13 protein-coding genes are annotated in these 16526 nt (G+C 71.5%); 4 read left to right on the forward strand and 9 right to left on the reverse strand.

Annotated features, from left to right (window positions below):
- Positions 1–2: 2 nt before the first annotated feature.
- From ACIBK9_RS24235 to ACIBK9_RS24260, 6 genes are all read right to left on the reverse strand, one after another.
- The gene (locus tag ACIBK9_RS24235; RefSeq protein ID WP_397161269.1) at positions 3–2330 is read right to left on the reverse strand and encodes a type IV secretion system protein; all 2328 of its coding nucleotides are present in this window, start codon (positions 2328–2330) and stop codon (positions 3–5) included.
- Entirely contained in the window at positions 2327–4804 is a 2478-nt protein-coding gene (locus ACIBK9_RS24240) for an ATP-binding protein (protein ID WP_397161271.1), read from the reverse strand. Before ACIBK9_RS24240 ends, ACIBK9_RS24235 begins: the two co-directional genes overlap by 4 nt.
- A 47-nt stretch (positions 4805–4851) precedes the next feature.
- Positions 4852–8166: a TcpE family conjugal transfer membrane protein gene (locus ACIBK9_RS24245; RefSeq protein WP_397161273.1), complete on the reverse strand. Its 3315-nt coding sequence runs from the start codon at positions 8164–8166 to the stop codon at positions 4852–4854.
- Positions 8167–8221: 55 nt separating this feature from the next.
- Entirely contained in the window at positions 8222–8467 is a 246-nt protein-coding gene (locus tag ACIBK9_RS24250) for a hypothetical protein (RefSeq protein ID WP_352325464.1), read from the reverse strand.
- A gap of 81 nt (positions 8468–8548) precedes the next feature.
- Complete coding sequence (locus ACIBK9_RS24255; protein WP_352352933.1) at positions 8549–9301, reverse strand: conjugal transfer protein; 753 nt, start codon at positions 9299–9301, stop codon at positions 8549–8551.
- Between the two features lie 623 nt (positions 9302–9924).
- Entirely contained in the window at positions 9925–10224 is a 300-nt protein-coding gene (locus ACIBK9_RS24260; RefSeq protein ID WP_352352934.1) for a hypothetical protein, read from the reverse strand.
- A gap of 197 nt (positions 10225–10421) precedes the next feature.
- Between ACIBK9_RS24260 and ACIBK9_RS24265 the strand changes: the two genes are divergently transcribed.
- A complete protein-coding gene (locus tag ACIBK9_RS24265) occupies positions 10422–10721 on the forward strand; it encodes a hypothetical protein (protein ID WP_364337782.1) in 300 nt (99 codons plus the stop codon).
- Between the two features lie 15 nt (positions 10722–10736).
- Here ACIBK9_RS24265 and ychF read toward each other — a convergent pair whose 3' ends face one another.
- Together ychF and ACIBK9_RS24275 are read right to left on the reverse strand one after the other, a co-directional pair.
- Positions 10737–11813: a redox-regulated ATPase YchF gene (gene ychF / locus ACIBK9_RS24270; protein WP_352352936.1), complete on the reverse strand. Its 1077-nt coding sequence runs from the start codon at positions 11811–11813 to the stop codon at positions 10737–10739.
- A gap of 11 nt (positions 11814–11824) precedes the next feature.
- Complete coding sequence (locus ACIBK9_RS24275; RefSeq protein ID WP_397161277.1) at positions 11825–12550, reverse strand: hypothetical protein; 726 nt, start codon at positions 12548–12550, stop codon at positions 11825–11827.
- A gap of 95 nt (positions 12551–12645) precedes the next feature.
- On the opposite strand from ACIBK9_RS24275, the gene ACIBK9_RS24280 reads away from it, so the two are divergent.
- Together ACIBK9_RS24280 and ACIBK9_RS24285 are read left to right on the forward strand one after the other, a co-directional pair.
- On the forward strand, positions 12646–13902 hold the full coding sequence (locus ACIBK9_RS24280) for a DNA recombination protein RmuC (RefSeq protein WP_397161279.1): 1257 nt from the start codon (positions 12646–12648) through the stop codon (positions 13900–13902).
- A gap of 14 nt (positions 13903–13916) precedes the next feature.
- Entirely contained in the window at positions 13917–14426 is a 510-nt protein-coding gene (locus ACIBK9_RS24285) for a DUF6542 domain-containing protein (protein WP_358294442.1), read from the forward strand.
- Here ACIBK9_RS24285 and ACIBK9_RS24290 read toward each other — a convergent pair.
- The gene (locus ACIBK9_RS24290) at positions 14423–15388 is read right to left on the reverse strand and encodes a 4-hydroxy-3-methylbut-2-enyl diphosphate reductase (protein WP_387677138.1); all 966 of its coding nucleotides are present in this window, start codon (positions 15386–15388) and stop codon (positions 14423–14425) included. The genes ACIBK9_RS24285 and ACIBK9_RS24290 overlap by 4 nt on opposite strands.
- 100 nt (positions 15389–15488) lie before the next feature.
- Between ACIBK9_RS24290 and ACIBK9_RS24295 the strand changes: the two genes are divergently transcribed.
- Positions 15489–16520 (forward strand): hypothetical protein, encoded by a 1032-nt coding sequence (locus ACIBK9_RS24295; RefSeq protein WP_397161282.1) that lies wholly within the window; start codon positions 15489–15491, stop codon positions 16518–16520.
- The last annotated feature ends 6 nt before the right edge of the window (positions 16521–16526 follow it).

Consider the following 16526-nt stretch of genomic DNA (forward strand, 5'->3'; position numbering starts at 1 on the left):
GGTCAGTCCTTGCCGCGGTTGGGCTTGAGCCAGAAGGGCACCGACGGATCGTCACCCGAACCGCCGTTGCCGCTGCCGCGCAGCCACAGCGGCGGCGCCTCGGACGAGCGGGACGACGGCTCGTCCGAGCCGAAGATCCTCGACCCCGACGACGCGCCGGACGGCCGGGACCCGGCCCCTGCGGACCTGGACCCGCCACCGTTCCTGGACCCGCCGCCGTTCCCGGATCCACCGCTCCCGGATCCACCGTTCCTGGATCCGCCGCCGCCGAACAGCCCGCCGCCGGAGCCACGCGACCCCGAGGACGGCGAGCCACCCGACCCGCCGGACCCGCCGAACCGGGAGCCCCGCGAGCCGCCCGACGACCCGTTGCGCGAGCCGCCGGAACCACCACCGCGCGAGGCCCATCCGCCGCCCGACCGCCCGCCGAACCAGCCACCGCCGCCACTGCTGGAACCGCCGCCGGAACCACCGCCGGAGGTCGTGGCTCCGGCGGCCATGCCCCCGGAGGCGGTGCCGCCCGCCGCCGCGCCACCGGAGCCGCCGCGGGCGCCGCCGGCCGTCGCGGGGCGCGTCCGGCCGGCCTGGCCGCCGAGGTTGAGCGGGGGCGCGGTGCCCCTGCGGGGTTCGAGCGGGGGCCGGGCCCCCGCCTTGCCGCCGTGCTGGTCGGTGTCGAGCGGCGCGGCCGCCACCGGCATCCGGGTGCCGGCCGAGACGCCCTCGCCCTCCTCGCCGCGCATCCGCGCCTGGGCGACCGCGGCGCCGGCCGCCGCGCCCGCGCCGCTGCCGGCCGCCGCCGCCCTGATGAGCGGCTCGGCCTTGCGCAGGCCCCACCGGCCGAGCTTGGCCCCGGCGACCGGCGGCAACACGTTCGCGGCCCGCTCCAGGACGGGCGAGCTCGCGGCGTCGCCGAGCATGCGGGTGGTGACCGTGTGGCCGCTCAAGGACGCGAACAGGTGCTGGAACGGACGCCGGTAGAAGAACACCGCGATCGTCAGCAGAGCCATGAACAGCACCTGGAGCCCCCAGGGCATGGCCGTGGAGATGATCAGCGCGTACCCGTAGACCAGGACGCTGAGCACGAGCGTCAGCACCGCCTGCCTGAGCAACGTGCCGACGAGCATCTCCACCCACCGCATGGCGATGATGCGCCCGCTGCCCGGATGCACGCCGACCAGCAGGAACACCGGCCCGAGTATCAGCAGCAGCAGGAAGCCCACCTTGAGCACCAGCAGCGAGACCGCCACCAGGAAGATCAGCAGCCCGGCTACCACCGCCGCGATGAGCGCGCCGACGGCCACGCCGAGCCTGCTCGACCAGTCGCGGCCGGAGAAGACGGTGTAGCGGGAGTCGTTCTTGAGCAGCTCGGCGACCTTGGCGTACTCGGCCTGGTGGGCGGCGATGTCGGGGGCGGGCTGGCCGGCCACGGCGGGGGCGATCGACTGGGTCTCCAGCATCTTGCGCCCGAAGTCGCGCACGATCGGCTGCTGCGGGTCGGCGGTGCCGAACATGCCCACCAGCCACGGCTTGCAGACCAGCGTGGACCACAGGGCGTCGGCGTTCTGGTCGACGCCGGCCGTGCCGACCTGGCCGTATCCGCCCGGTTTGACCTGCGGGTTCGTCTGGCCGGGTGGCGGCAGGCAGGACGCGCCGCCGGCGCCCGGCAGGCCCGAGAAGGCGGAGTTGACCACTTCGCCCGTCTTGTCGGTCACGACCTTGCCGAGCCCGGTGAAGTCGCCAGGCCTGCTGAAGAACCACACGGCCACGGTGACCGCGAGGACCATCCAGATCACGCCTTCGGCGGTGGTGGTGGCCCGCTTGCGGATCAGGCCGTACCAGGCGAGCCAGATCGCGCCGAGGATCACGATCGGCCGCAGGAACGGCCAGTACATGGCCTCGGACAGGTTCTGGACGATGTCGTCGACGACGTCCTTGATCGACTGGAGCGGTCCTTCCGTCGCGGCCGCCTGGTACGTCGTGATCGTCAGCCGGTCGATGGCCTTGGCCGCGGTGAAGACGCCGTTGGCCCACATGTTGCCGAGCACGGCGACGTAGTCGGAGCAGCCGAGCCCGTGGGTCTGCCAGAACTGGCCGGCCATGCCGAACTGGCCGTAGTTCGTCGTCGGGGCCTGGACGCCGCCCGCGGGAGGCGGCGGCTGGATCATGCCGTCGGTGCCGCCGCCGATCATCTCGGGGTTGAGCGGCCCCGACAGGTCACAGGGCGCCGCGGCGACGGGCGTGGAGAGACCGCCCACCACCAACGGAACCACGAGGACGGCACTCACGAGCGCGAGCGCCAGCGCCAGTCGTCGGGATAGTCGGATCTTCATGACCGTACCTCCTGCGCCCTGCCCACGCCCCCTCGAAGATCATCATGCCCGCCACCGTCTGGTTTGTCGTGTGTCGGGTTCGTGTCGAGCCAGCGGAGCAGTTCTTCGGAGATCAGGTCTACTCCGATGCGCCCGGCTCTGCCATCCAGATCACGGAATACGCATTCGCCGTTGCCCAGCGAGCGCAGCACGGCCTTGTGCTCCTCCGACGGCTCCACGCCGAGCAGCGACATGACGTGGTCCACCTCCACCCTTTCGGTGGAACGGAACGCGAACACCGAGGACAGACAGTTGGTCACCTGCTCGTTCAGCAGGTCTCCGGCGTTCTGGGAGACCAGGACGAGCGCGGTGTTCCTGGACCGGCCCATGCGGCTGACCTCGGGGACCAGCTTGGCGCCCTCCGGCGTGGAGGTGATCGCCCACGCCTCGTCCAGGAAGATCGCCTTGGGGGCCCGCCGGTCGAGGCCGTTCATCAGCCTGCGGGCGAACTGCGAGACCAGGTAGAGCAGGGCCACCGACAGCCGCTGCTCGTAGGAGTAGTCGTCCCTGGTCGTGGCGACGTCGGGCAGCGTCAGGCCGCCCAGGGTGAACACGGTGGTCCAGCCCTCGCTGTCGATCTGGTCGCCGCCCGAGGGGTCGAAGCAGAGCCTGGCCAGGTGCATCTCCGACATGGAACGCAGCACCGCGCCCAGGTTCTTGGAGGCCGGGTCGTCGGCCTGCTCCAGGTAGTCGACCACCTTGCCCAGCGACGGGTCGGGGCCGTTGGAGACTGCGGCCACGGCCTGGATCATGGCCGACTCGCGCTCCTCCGACATGCGGGGCAGCAGCAGCCGCAGCGTCTCGGTCGCCATGGTCTTCTTCGCCGCGATGTCGTCGCCGAACGAGAACGGGTCGAGCAGCCCCGGCGCGGCCGAGCCCAGCGGGATCACCCTGGCCTTGCGCCCGCGCTTCTCCAGGAGCTGGACCAGCGACTCGGCGTCGCCCTTCGGGTCGATCACCGCGACCGTGACCCCGCGCAGCGCCATCTGGTAGATCATCAGCAGCGCGAGCGTGGTCTTGCCGCCGCCCGGCTCGCCGGTGATCGCGATGGCGGTCGGCCGGTTGCGGCTCGCGGCCAGCAGCGGGTCGAAGTGCACGATGCTGCGCGCCCTGCCGACCGTCTCCCCGATGTACGGCCCGAGCCAGCCCTCGCTGCCGTCGTCGAGCCGGTCGCCGAGGTCGACGGTGGCCGTGGCCATGCCGCCCGCGATCGTCCGCAGCGGCTGACGCTGGGCGTAGGCGTTGACGCGCACCTTCTCGCCCGGCAGCGTCTCGCAGAACAGCGAGAACTGGTCGCCGGTCGAGTTCACCACGTCGATGCCCATGTCGCGGTAGTGCTCGACGACCGCCTCGACCCGCTGCACGCAGATGTCCTCCGTGGGGGCCGAGACGATCAGGCGGTGCCAGCCGTACACGAAGGGCAGTCGTTCCTTGGTGATGCCGTGTTCGAGCATGCGGGCCGCGTCGATCTGCTCGGCCAGCGCGATCGGCGCCTCGGCGCCCGCCTCGCGGATGTGGTGGTCCATGTCGCGGGCGTGGGCCAGCTTGCGCGCGACGTCCTTCGACGCCTTGACCGGCGGGATCAGCCGCATCCTGGACGAGATCTCCACCGGGAAGGGCAGCTGGTCGGCGAAGTGCATCCACGGCTCGCCGTCGGGGAACGGCATGAGGTCGGGGAAGCGGGCGAACGACAGGTGGGCCACGTACGAGTCGCCCTGCGGCTGCACGATCCGCAGCAGCGACCTGCCGTTGTGGATCTCGCCCTCGACCAGCGACTCGATCTCGCCCTTGCCCCAGCGCCGCTTCGGGCTGGCCGAGGGCGGCGGGTCGCCGACCGCTCCGGCGGCGGCGTGCTGGAACAGCCAGGCCACCTCGACGGACGTGGCGTGCCTGGCGTACAGGGCGCTGGAGGCCAGGGCCCGGCCCAGCCGTTCGGCCGACTCCGTCCAGCGGCCGATCTCGCTGTCCGGGACGTGGTCGTCCTCCATGCCGAGCGCCTTCTCGGTCTTCTGGTAGAAGCCGAGGAGCTGGGCGAGCACGCCGCTGCCGAGCTGCTTGCCGCGCGGCCCGAGGCGGACGCCCAGGTAGACCTCCTTCGACCAGAAGTCCTTCGCCCAGACGTGCCGGTACATCTCCTCCAGGTAGTCGCGCCAGCCCGGCCCCTCGTCGGAGGTGGCGTTGAGCGCCATCGCCCACTCGGCCGCCGGGTAGGTGCGGTGCGCGACCCGCAGGTGGACCTCGGCGTCGGGCATCCTGATCGCGGCCAGCGCGATCGTGACGTTGGTGGCCAGCGCCTCGCGCTCCTCCGGCGTGACGAACTCGTAGCTGACCGTCGGAAGCCGAAAGTACGCCCACGCGCAGGTGTCCGTGAGCAGGATGCGGTCGTCGAAGTAGCGGACCGCGAGACGCTGGTGTGCTCGGGACGCCCTGCTCATGCCGCCCCCTCGGCGCATGAACGGGCCAGACCTGCTCGCATGTTCACTTAACGCTCACCGATTCTCGTGCCCGGGGGGTCACTCGCCAACTCCTCTTCGCTCGGTCGGACGGCCTGTCCGTGTGCCTGTACCGCGAAGCCTGCAACCACGACGCCGGCGAGGGCGAGGTAGGCCCGCCGTCCGGCCGCGCGCAACTGACCGGGGTCGACGATCTCCGCGCCGCCGGGCGCCAGGCCGTCCTCCCACGGGACCCTGACGATGGCCCGGCATCTGCCTCTGGCCACCGCCTCCGCCTGCTCGACGTCGGCCATCGACCGCCTGCTCACGCCGTTGACGACCATCACCGCCCGCCTGCGCAGCTCGCCGCAGCCGTGCCCGTCGAGCCATTCGTACGTCATCGCCACCGCCTCGGCCGCCTCCTCGCTCGCCGGGACCACCAGCACGAGCTGGTCGGCGTACGGCAGGATGCGGGCCGCGAGCGCGGCGGCCGGGTCGATGACCGACAGCTTGTAGTGGCGGTCGAGCAGGCGCATCGACTCGCCCAGTCGGTGGTCGGAGAAGAAGCTGCGGTCGGCGAGCCGCTGCTCGGCGCCCGCGTCGGTGTCGGCCGAGATCACCTCAAGGCCGGAGGCGGTGCGGGTGGTGAAGCCCCGCATCGTCAGGTAGCCGCTGACCTGGTCGAGGCCGGACAGCAGCGACGTGAGGGTCTCCGGCGTCTCGGGCTCGATCCTGCTGGTCAGCGTGGTGCCGCCGGTGTTGGCGTCGACGGCGACGATCCGGTCGTCGCGGTAGGTGGCGAAGGTGTGGCCGAGCATGAGCGCCGTCGTGGACTGGCCCGCGCCGCCGGTGCAGCCGAGCACCACGATCCGCCTGCTGCCGCCGAACACGGCCCTGGCCCTGGCCTCGTCGATCTCGGACCCGTCGGTGCGTACGCCGCCTCCGCCCACCACGACCTGGGCGATCCGGCGCCATCCGCCGGAGTCCCGGCCCACCACGGACTCGACCCTGCGCACCCGTCCTTCGGCGGGCCTGCCGCCTTCACCGGGCCTGGGAACCGGCACAGGCGCCACGAGCCCGCCCGCCCTGTCCCCTGGCAGTCCGCCGGCCCCTGGCAGTCCGCCGGCCCCTGGCAGTCCGCCGACGCCGTCCCCTGGCCGACCGCCGGCCCTGTCACCTGGCGGGCCGCCGGCGGGCCGCCGCCGCGCCGCCACGTCCCGCCCGGGCTCGCCGTACGCCTCGGAAGGCTTGGCCTGCTCGTCCGGTACGCCCCCATCGCCCTCGGACCGATCGGCCGGCACCTCCGTACGTCCGCCCCCAGCCCCTTCGACGACCGCGCCCACGTCGGCAGACACCGCTACGGCAGCCCCCTGCTCGCTGGCGGCATCCTCACCCTCGGAAGCAGTCTGCCTCTCGGCACCGGCCCTCCGGTCGGGAGTGCCCTGCCCAGCGGGGACATCCTCCTCGCCGGTGACAACCGGCCCGGAGGACACGCGCCCTTCGCCGGAGACCGGCCGCTCGGCAACATCCTCGATACCAACGGAAGCTTCGCTACCAGCGGAGGCTTCGCTCCCAGCGCGGGCTTCGCTACCAGCGCGGGCTTCGCTACGGGCCGAGGCTTTGCCGCCAGAGGGCGTTTCGCTGCGGGGGGAGGCTTCCCTGTGGGCCGAGGCTTCGCTGCGAACGGGCACTTCGCTGCCGGAGAGGGCTTCCCTGCGGGCCGAGGCTTCGCCCCGGGCGGGCTCTTCGGCGGGGGCTGAGACCTCGGCGGAGGCTTCGGTGGGAGCCTCGTGCGTGGTCTCGAAGGACCGTTCGACGTCGGGCGCGTCGGGGCTCGGAGCGTCTGTGCCGGTGACGGGAGCGGTCTCCTCGACGAAGGCGCCTTCGCCTGTCGACTCGTCCTCGCCCGTCGGGACATCTGCGCTGGTCCGAGTCCCCTCGCCCGAATGCGCGCTTTCTTCCACATGCGCGCCCTCGCCCACATGCCCGGCTTCGGCTGCCGGTGAGTTGTCGGCGGGAGGGTGGGGGGTGAGGATCTGGTCTTCGAGGCGGAGGGGTGGGCCGGAGAGGGGCTTGGCGTCGGGGTCGACCGGGGGCCAGGAACGCTGGGCGCCCAGGATCACCGTCCCGGGCGCGACCCGCGGCGGCTGCCCCTTCCTGTGCTGGTCGCGGGCGATCGTGTTCTCGTCCTCGCGGCCCACGCCTTCGGGACGGCCGGCGACGCCCTGGCGGCGCTCGTCCGTGCTCTCACGACGTCCGGTGACGTCGTCGCGGCGCTCTGCGACGCCGCGCTCGCCTTCCGCGCGACCCGCCGCCTCACCGGGCGCGTCGGCGGTGGCGGCGAGCCGGCGCAGCCGCCGCAGGGCCTCTGTGTCGATCGGCTTGCCGGCCACGGGCCTGAGCCCCTCCGCCGACCGGATCGGCACGACGGCCCCACGACCACTCTGTACCTCACCCGCACCGGCGTCCGTACGCTCGCCCGACGCCCTGCTCGTGGAGCCCCTGGGCGCGCTCGGCTGCGCCGCCTCCGAGACGTCCCGCTCCTCGGGAACGGCGGCCTCGGGAACGGCGGCCTCGGAACCCACGGCCTCGTGGCCGGGCGCGTCGCGTTCGGATCGGCGGTCGGGGGCGGCGCGGCGGGGGCGGGCCGGGAGGGCGCCGCCGGTGAGCTCGCGGCTGGCCAGCTCTCCGGCGGCGACGTCGTGCTCGACCGGCGGCAGCGCCGGTCCGTTCTCATCTCCCGGGACCAGGACCAGCGGCACGTCCCGGCCGAAGGCAGGGGCGGGACGGCGGGCCTGCGGCGCCAGCGCGGGCGCGATGCCCCGCCTGGTTCGCGACCCCCACCCGGTACGCGCCTCCGCCACCGGCGCCTGCTGGGCGGCCGCCGCCGCGGCGGCCACGGCCGGACGGACCTGGCGCGGACCCGTGATCCGCTGCCCCTCACGCTTGCGCTGCGGCTGGCGGGACTTGCGCGCCGCCTTGGCCTTGACCCGCACCGGAGTGGTACGCCAGATGCGCCCCGAGAACGTGACCGCCTCGGGCTCGGAGGTGGGCGCGAGCCGGTACCAGGCCTTGGGCTGGCCCAGGTAGCGCAGCTGGGACTCCAGAAGCTCGGTGAGCCGCTTGCCCTCGATGACGGGACGCGTGGACAACCACGTCACGATCCCCGGCGGGACCAGGAACAACACGTGCCACGGCATGGCCACCGGCACGCCCACCAGGATCAGCAGGAGCGACCACGGCACGAACACCCCGACGAACACGCCGATCCAGACGATGGGGAGCGGCATCGGGAGGCGAAGGTCGTAGAGCTTGTAGAGCCGCTTCTCGATGCGCCAGATGTTCGTATACGTGGGCAGGTCCACGCAGTCCTCCTCTCCACCCGCTCGTACATGACCGCCCTGGAGCGGTCTCAACCCTTTACTTGATGCCGAGAGCGCCCGCGATCGCCTTCGCCGTCACCTCGATGATGTTGGGCACGTAGAAGATCACTCCGATGGCCACAGCCAGGATGAGGAACTGGACGAAACGCGTGATCTCGCGGGTGAAGAGGAAGAAGAGCGCGACCACGGAGACGACTACCAGGAACAACGGGGCAAAGAAGGCACGCAGGAAGTTGGCGAGCCCTCCGGTGTCAATGCCGGTCGGCGACGGCGACGGCGACATTTCGATCAAGGTGAGCACTACGGTCTTCAACGTCACTTCTTGTCCTCCCGGGGGGTACCGAACAACAGCGCGGTCGTGCGTCTATCCAACGGCCCGACCAGCGCCGCGGATGTCGGCGACGTACCACTTGTCGCCCTGCTTCTCCACGGTGAGGCGGTAGGCCTGCTCCAGCCGCCCGCCGACGGCGGCCGGGTCGGTGGCGCTCGGCGTGGCCGGAGCGTCGCCGTTGGGCACGATCCACACCACGACCGCCTGGATCTCTCGGGTGGCACCCCCCACAGGCACCACGATGTCCTTCAGCTCCGCGAAGGTGAAGGCGCTGCCGAAGCTCGGCAGGGTCTTCCCTGCGGCCACGTAGCGCTGCAGCCCGGCGGTGTCGCCGGAGGCGTAGTCCTTGAAGAAGCCCTCCAGTTGCGGCTTGAGCTCGGCCGCCGCCGCGTCGTCGGTCTCCGGCTTCGCGAGCTGCGGCAGGTCGGCCGGGGCCGGCGCGGGAAGGATCGCCGGACGGCCCGCGATGACGAACCGCCTGCCGTTGTCGTCGCCGGAGTAGTAGATCGGGACCGACAGCATGAGCCGGCGCGGCCCGGACTGGAAGGCCACGCTGACCACGGCGTTCTGGGCGTCGGTCGCCTCGATGTCGTACGGCTGGATCGCGACGGCGGCCATCTTGCCGAAGCCGTCCCACCACATCTGCGCGTCCATGCCCTCGGCCAGGAACGCGGCGAGCTTCCTGGTGCGGCTGGCCGCGTCTTCCGGGCTGAAATTCAGATAGACCCCCGCGAACTGGGCGGCGAAAGCCATGCCCTGGTCAGCGGGGAATCCCTTGTGCGCCACGGCGGCGCCATTCGTCGTCGTAGGCTCTTGCTGGGTAAACCGCTCAAATGGGGCACGAATCCCATTCACCACGATAACCACAATAAGCGCCCAGAGAATGATGCGGCCGGCCCAGACCAGCCACCGTCCGCCGCCACCGGACCAGCCGCCCCGACGCGGCCTGCGCGAGGGCGGCGCGTCGAAGTCAGCCATGTCCGGGCGCGCGGAAAGCTCGGGCTCGCCAGCGATCCGAGGATCGTGCTGGACGGTAGACCTACGAGCCATCACGCCTCCGCTCGCGCCGATCCCCCCGGTTGGCGCGGTGTCGTCCGTTGCCGATCCCCATCATCCGCGGTGAAGTAGTCACCCTATCCGGTCCCGCCATTCTTCCAGGAAAGCCACGCCCATGCTGCAGGCATGACCGCCCTGACGGCAAACCGGATCCGTATGGCAGACGTCAGCGCCGGTTCCCGTCACTTACTGGCGGAATCACCATTTGACCAGGCCAGACGCCCATTTCCGCCTAGCGCGGCAGACATGGATTCCTGTCCAAAACAGGCATAGATGCTCACGACCTGCGCATTGGGCATGAGAGGAGGACAGAGGGTGTTATGCACCACTTCTGGGGGTACGACAGTCTCGGCTCAGGCGGGCTCGGGGTCCTGGCTCGTGCGTGCCCGGCGACGGCTGTGCAGGTCGACGACCGTGGGCGACACCGCGCGCTCCAGCGACCCCCGCAGGTCGGCGAGCATCGAGGCGGCGTCCCGCTCCCGCATGCGGCTGGCCAGCTCGTTGCGCTCGTCGACCTTCCTGCGCAGGTACGCCTCACGGTTGACGCGCAGCCCGTACATAAGCTCGACCCTGATCAGGGCCAGCTCCTCCTCCAGGCTGATGCCCGCGAGGGTGGGCGCCGGACGTCGTTTCCGGATGATGCGTCGGATCATGAGGGCCTCCCGAGTCAGCGTGAACGCCGTGACGATTCGACGCGTAGGGACCCAAAGTGGTTGACGCGTCAGTTGTCCCGGAATCACATAATCCCGGAGGGGCCTGCGCGTTCGTCATCCGGACGATGGGCTTTCGACGGCGATCCGCCGGTAACCTAGCGTAGCGAAAGTTAGCCCACCGTGATTGGACTGATGTGATGCGTCGCCTCGCCGCCGCCCTCCTGCCCGCCGCCGCGCTCGCCGCGTTCGCCCTCTGCGCGCCCTCCCCGGCCACCGCCGCGCCCTCCTGGGTCACCGACAGCGAGTGCACCGAGGCGGGCGGCAAGGTCTCCCCCGTCGGCCGCGGCAAGGCCGTGTGCCAGGGCGGCACGTACGCGAACGAGATGATCCACTTCGACAAGAAGCCCGCCGGCAACGGCGGCGGGGGCCCGCTCAGCGGGGGCGGCGGCCCGCTCAGCGGCGGCCCCGCGGCCCTGCTCGGCGGGCTGCTCGGATAGCACCGGGCCGGCGGATCAGACGTTGAAGCGGAACTCCACCACGTCGCCGTCGCGCATGACGTAGTCCTTGCCCTCGATGCGGGCCTTGCCCGCGGACCGGGCGCTGGCGATGGAGCCCACTTCGACGAGGTCGTCGAAGGAGACCACCTCGGCCTTGATGAAGCCGCGCTGGAAGTCGGTGTGGATCACGCCGGCCGCCTCGGGCGCCGTGGCGCCCTTGCGGATCGTCCAGGCCCTGGTCTCCTTCGGGCCGGCGGTCAGGTAGGTCTGCAGGCCCAGCGTCTCGAAGCCGACCCGGGCGAGCTGACGCAGGCCCGACTCCTCCTGGCCGACCGACTGGAGCAGCTCCAGGGCCTCCTCCTCGTCGAGCTCGACCAGCTCGGACTCGATCTTGGCGTCGAGGAAGACGGCCTCGGCCGGCGCGACGATGGCCGACAGCTGCTCCTTGAGCGCGGTGTCGGTCAGCTCGTCGGCGTCGAGGTTGAAGACGTAGAGGAAGGGCTTGGCGGTGAGCAGGTGGAGCTCGCGCAGCTCCTCCCGGTCGAGGCCGCTCTCGAAGATGGTCCTGCCGGTCTCCAGGACGGCCAGCGCGGCCTCGGCGGCCTCCAGCGCCGCCTTCTTGTCCTTGTTGTTGCGCGCCTCCTTCTGCAGGCGCGGCACGGCCTTCTCGACCGTCTGCAGGTCGGCCATGATCAGCTCGGTGTTGATGGTCTCGATGTCCCGCTTGGGGGAGATCTCGCCGTCTACGTGCGTGACGTCGGGGTCGCCGAAGACGCGGATGACCTGGCAGATCGCGTCGGTGTCGCGGATGTTGGCGAGGAACTGGTTGCCCCTGCCCTGCCCCTCCGAGGCGCCCTTGACCAGGCCCGCGATGTCGACGAACTCCACCTTGGCGGGCAGGATGCGGGCCGAGCCGAAGATCTCGGCCAGCTTGGGCAGGCGGTCGTCGGGCACGCCCACGATCCCCACGTTGGGCTCGATGGTGGCGAACGGATAGTTCGCGGCGAGTGCGTTGCCGGTCTTGGTCAACGCGTTGAAAAGCGTGGACTTACCGACGTTGGGCAGGCCGACGATGCCGATGGAAAGGCTCACGGACAGCGAGTTTACTTGCTGAGCAGGTGCAGGCAGGTCACCGGACGGTAGGTCCCGGGCGCCGCCCGCAGGTAGCGCTGGACGCCGGCCGGGCAGGCCGCGGGCGTGCTCTCGAAGGAGACGACGCGGGCCCAGGCCGCCGCCGAGTCGCAGGCGGCCCTGGTCACGGCCGACCTGGCGACGACGTCGGCGGGCGGTCTGGCCACGCACGCGCCCTCGGCGAGCACCTGACCGCCGGGGCCCAGGCAGACGACGTTCGCTCCGCTTTCGAGCGTGTCGAGGGTGGTCGAGGGGCATTCGTCGGCGGTCGAGGCGATCGCGATGGATCTGCCGTACCAGCCGGCGCCCGCGCACGGGCGTTCCCGTCCGTCGAGGGCCACGCAGTCGCCGGGCCTGAGCAGGCCGCCGCCACCGCCGGGCACGCCGGCGTGCGGGGCCAGGAAGGACCGCACGCAGGCCGTGCGGCCCAGGCCGATGCGCAGCACGTCGTCGGTGTCGTCGGGGCAGTCGGCGGGCCGCGGCGGGTCGTGGGCGATGGCCAGCACCTCGAAGTCGCCGCCGTTGCAGGGGATCAGCGCGTAGCGGTCGGTGACGCAGGCGCCGGGCGTCCAGCGCAGGGTCGGACGGGTGGCCGCCGGCCCCTCGGCCCCGGGACCGGTGATCACGGCTCCGGCCAGGGCGATCAGGGCGACCGACACCGCGGACACGGCGACGGCGAGCCTCGTACCGGTAGCCATCCCAATACTGTGCGTGACGGATCAGTCGGCGCACAAGCGGATTCCGCAAGCGTGTCGGGAAGATCCAGACGCGATGTGCTGCAATCATCGTTGGAGTGGATGTCGTCTCGCTGCTCATCGGACTCGCCCTCGGACTCCTCGTCGGCTTCCTGGTCGCCAGGACCCGCGCGGCGGTGCGGGTGGCCGAGGCCGACGCGCGGGCCAGGTCGGCCGCCGAGAAGCTGGTCTACGTCGAGGAGCAGCTCGCCGAACGGTTCCAGGCCCTGTCCACGCGCGCCCTCGACGTCAACAACGTGCGTTTCCTCGAACTGGCCGAGACCCGGCTGTCGGCCAGCCGCGCCGAGGCCGCCGGCGATCTCGACCAGCGCAGGCAGGCCGTCGAGCACCTGGTCGAGCCGCTGAAGGACGCGCTCGCGCGGGTCGAGTCGCAGCTTCGCGACACCGAGGCCGGGCAGCGGGCGGCGCGGGCGGAGCTGGCCAAGCAGATGGAGTTCGTGCAGCAGAGCAACGAGCAGCTGCGCTCGCAGACGACCGCGCTGGTCAGGGCCCTGCAGCGGCCCGAGGCGCGCGGGCGGTGGGGCGAGCTGCAACTGCGCCGGGTGGCCGAGATCGCCGGGATGCAGCGCCACTGCGACTTCGAGGAGCAGGTCGTCGAGGGCGCGATGCGTCCCGACATGGTGATCAGGCTGGCCGGCGGCAAGAACATCGTGGTCGACTCCAAGGTCTCGCTCGCGGCCTACCTGGAGGCGGCCGAGGCGGGCGACGAGTCGCTGGCCACCGTCCGGCTCGACGCGCACGCCAGGCACGTGCGCGAGCACGTCGACCGGCTGGCGGCCAAGGCGTACTGGCAGGGGTTCAACCCCACGCCGGAGTTCGTGGTGCTGTTCATCCCGGGCGAGGCGTTCCTCGCGCCCGCGCTCGAACGCGACTCCGCGCTGCTGGAGTACGCCATGGCGCGGCGGGTGCACATCGCCACCCCGACGACGCTGATCACGATGCTGCGCACCGCCCACTACGCCTGGCAGCAGGCCGCGCTGAGCGAGAACGCGCGGGCGGTGTTCGAGCTGGGCAAGGAGCTGTACGAGCGGCTGTCGTCCCTCGGCAGGAACGTGGAGTCGCTGGGCAAGGCGCTGACGCGGGCGGTGGAGGCGTACAACAAGTCGGTCGGTTCGCTTGAAAGCCGCGTCCTGGTCACCGCACGCAAACTCCACGATCTGGGCGTCGTGGACGGCGACCTGGACGCCCCGGACATGCTCGAAGGGCTGCCGAGACCCCTGGCCTCGCCCGAACTGCTCGAAACCACGTCTCTGATTTCGCACTCGAACGGTAAGTTGGCAGGCGGGTCGCCGTAAACGGGGGTGGGACAGTGGCAGAGAAGGGCAGGCGTTCTGGCGTCAGGCTGACCGCTCGCGGCGCCATCGCGCTCACCTTGGTCGCCACCCTGGCGGGCTATGTCCTGACCGCGGTGCTCGGCCTGTCCTACCTGGTGGGGGCCGCGTTCGTGGTGTCGAGCCTGCTCGGCGTGCTCCTGGTCAACAAGCGCGAGCTGCTGTCGCTGGTGGTCACGCCGCCGCTGGTGTTCTTCTGCGCGACGCTCTTCGTCGAGCTCGGGCGCGCGTTCGGCTCGGTGTCGATCATGCAGTCGCTGGCCCTCGGCCTGTACGGCTCGCTGACCCGCGGCGCCCCCTGGCTGTTCGCCGGCTCGGCGGTCGTGCTGGCCGTCGCCTGGCGGCGCGGCCTGCGCGACAACGTGCGGGAGCTGCGCGAGGAGCTGAAGGCGGGCGCGGAGATGCCGCGCCCGCGCCAGCCGTTCGTGCCCGAGCCGGAGGGCTACTTCGAGCCCAAGGTCTACGGCACCCCGCGCGGCGACGACTAGCCGGCGCGAAGGTCCTTGCGCAGCTCGTGCGGGAGCGCGAAGCGCATGCTCTCCGGCACCGACTCGACCTCGCGCACGTCGCCGAAGCCGTGTCCGGCCAGCCGCGCGAGCACCTCGTCGACCAGCTCCTCCGGCACCGACGCGCCGCTGGTCACGCCGACCGTGGTGACGCCGTCGAGCCATTCGTCCTGGATGAAGCCGGCGTTGTCCACCAGGTACGCGGCCTCGGCGCCGTAGTCCTTGGCCACCTCGACCAGGCGCTTGGAGTTGGACGAGTTCTCCGACCCGACCACGATCACGAGCTGGGCCTCGGCGGCGATCTCCTTCACCGCGACCTGCCGGTTCTGGGTGGCGTAGCAGATGTCGTCGCTCGGCGGGTCGATCAGGGTGGGGAAGCGCTCCTTGAGGCGGGCGACCGTCTCGGTGGTCTCGTCGACCGACAGGGTGGTCTGCGACAGCCACACGAGCTTGTCGGGGTCCTTCACCTGGACCTTCTCGACCGAGTCGAGGCCGTCGACGAGCTGGATGTGGTCGGGGGCCTCGCCCGAGGTGCCCTCGACCTCTTCGTGGCCTTCGTGCCCGATGAGCAGGATGTCGTAGTCCTGGGCGGCGAACCGCTTGGCCTCGTTGTGCACCTTGGTGACCAGCGGGCAGGTGGCGTCGATGGTGCGCAGGCCCCGCTGCCTGGCCTCCTCGTGCACGGCCGGCGAGACGCCGTGGGCCGAGAACACCACGATCTCGCCCTCGGGCACCTCCTCGGTCTCCTCGACGAAGATGGCGCCCCTGGCCTCCAGCGTCTTGACGACGTGGGTGTTGTGCACGATCTGCTTGCGGACGTAGACCGGCGCGCCGTACTGCTCCAAAGCCTTCTCGACCGCTACCACGGCTCGATCGACTCCGGCACAGTAGCCGCGCGGCTTGGCTACGAGTACTCGGCGGGAAGTGGGGGTCTGGGGCTCCATACTTCTTATGCTACGTGGAGCGGCCATCAGGGCTGCGCGTGCGTGGTCGCCCGCCGTTTGCCAGACTGGCCGTCCAATACAGACCTCCCAGGGAGACGTCATGTCCCTCAGCGACGTGATACGCAACATCGCCAGAACCGTTACCAACAAGGACGAACTCAAGGAGAAGGCCAAGGATCTGCCGCTGCTCGTCGTCCAGACCACGCTCAGCGCGGCCGGGCAGGCGCTGCTGGTGGTGGACCGGGTGAAGAACTCCATCAAGGGGCTCGGCACGAAGGAGGAGCAGGAGGAGGAGCAGGAGTCCCGTCCCTCCGCCGCCGCGCAGGTCGCCGCTCCCCCGGCCGAGGAGGAGAAGCCGGCGCGCAAGGAGCCGGTCATCTTCACGCCGCGCCCGGAGGCCGCGCCCAACGGGTCGGCCAAGAGCAAGCCGGACCCGGTCATCTTCGCCCCCGCGGGCAAGACCGCCGCCAAGCCGGAGACCGAGCCCAAGCCGGAGACCGAGGCGAAGACGACGACCGAGCCCAAGCCGTCGACCGGCTCCAAGGCGACGTCCGAGCCCGAGCCGGAAGCCGCCGCCGAGACGGAGGCCCCGGCGAAGGCCGACGCGCCTGCCAAGGCCGAGGTCAAGGCGGAGGTGGAGGCGCCCGCAGAGGCCGAGGTCAAGGCCAATGCGCCGACGGAGGCCGAGCCCGCCGCGAAGCCCGCCAGGGCCGCCAAGGCCACGAAGACCGCCAAGAGCACGAAGGCCGCGACCACCACGACCGCCAAGCCGGCCAAGCCCGCGAAGGCGACGAAGGCCGCCAAGGCCGCCGCCGAGCCCGCCGCCGTCACCGAGGTCACCGAGGAGCCCGCGGCCGCCGCCGCGCCCCAGGACGGCGTGCTCAAGGCCGCCGCGGAGGCCGTCACCGAGCCGGTCGCCCCCGTGGCGGAGCCCAAGGTCGTCCCGGACGACCTGGCCGAGCCGCTGCCCGGCTACTCCGAGCTGACCGTGGCCTCGCTGCGGGCCAGGATGCGCGGCAAGTCCGCCGAGCAGATCGGCGACTACCTCGCCTACGAGCGCGCCACCCAGGCCCGCGACGAGGTCGTCCGCATGTTCGAGAACCGGCTGGCCAAGCTGCAGACCGGGGAGTAGTCGTAG

Source organism: Nonomuraea sp. NPDC050227, from assembly GCF_044459705.1.
In the GTDB taxonomy this organism is placed as follows: domain Bacteria; phylum Actinomycetota; class Actinomycetes; order Streptosporangiales; family Streptosporangiaceae; genus Nonomuraea.

Bases quoted from the DNA above. Each gene is read 5' to 3' on its own strand.
- ACIBK9_RS24265 (WP_364337782.1), top strand. From the start codon at position 10,422: ATGCGTCGCCTCGCCGCCGCCCTCCTGCCCGCCGCCGCGCTCGCCGCG.
- ACIBK9_RS24275 (WP_397161277.1), bottom strand. From the start codon at position 12,550: ATGGCTACCGGTACGAGGCTCGCCGTCGCCGTGTCCGCGGTGTCGGTC.
- ACIBK9_RS24235 (WP_397161269.1), bottom strand. From the start codon at position 2,330: ATGAAGATCCGACTATCCCGACGACTGGCGCTGGCGCTCGCGCTCGTG.
- ACIBK9_RS24260 (WP_352352934.1), bottom strand. From the start codon at position 10,224: ATGATCCGACGCATCATCCGGAAACGACGTCCGGCGCCCACCCTCGCG.
- ACIBK9_RS24240 (WP_397161271.1), bottom strand. From the start codon at position 4,804: ATGAGCAGGGCGTCCCGAGCACACCAGCGTCTCGCGGTCCGCTACTTC.
- ACIBK9_RS24250 (WP_352325464.1), bottom strand. From the start codon at position 8,467: ATGTCGCCGTCGCCGTCGCCGACCGGCATTGACACCGGAGGGCTCGCC.
- ACIBK9_RS24295 (WP_397161282.1), top strand. From the start codon at position 15,489: ATGTCCCTCAGCGACGTGATACGCAACATCGCCAGAACCGTTACCAAC.
- ACIBK9_RS24290 (WP_387677138.1), bottom strand. From the start codon at position 15,388: ATGGAGCCCCAGACCCCCACTTCCCGCCGAGTACTCGTAGCCAAGCCG.